The organism is Pseudomonas sp. PS01301, assembly GCF_029960215.1.
Classification (GTDB): Bacteria; Pseudomonadota; Gammaproteobacteria; order Pseudomonadales; family Pseudomonadaceae; genus Aquipseudomonas; species Aquipseudomonas coleopterorum.
In genome coordinates this window covers 1-280 of record NZ_JASCPM010000142.1, presented here as the reverse complement: position 1 = coordinate 280, position 280 = coordinate 1, and the positions used below count along the sequence as shown (strand labels likewise).

1 protein-coding gene is annotated in these 280 nt (G+C 65.4%); it reads left to right on the top strand.

Translation table 11 applies throughout. The features are described from left to right. Positions 1-280 (top strand): DnaJ C-terminal domain-containing protein (locus QMX89_RS22790; RefSeq protein WP_282349965.1); only part of this gene is annotated, 280 nt, incomplete at both ends.

The following is a 280-nucleotide window of genomic DNA, read 5'->3' as shown; positions in this document are numbered from 1 at the left end:
GCGAAGTGCCGATCAGCTTCCCCGATGCGGCCCTGGGCGGCGAGCTGGAAGTGCCGACCCTCGACGGTCGGGTCAAGCTGAAGATTCCGGAAGGCACCCAGACCGGCAAGCAGTTCCGTCTGCGAGGCAAGGGCGTTGCGCCCGTGCGTGGCGGTGGTGCTGGCGACCTGATGTGCCGAGTGGCGGTGGAAACCCCCTGCAACCTCAACCGCCGTCAGCGTGAGTTGTTGGAAGAATTCCGCACTTCGCTGGAAGGCGACGAATCCCATTCGCCCAAGGC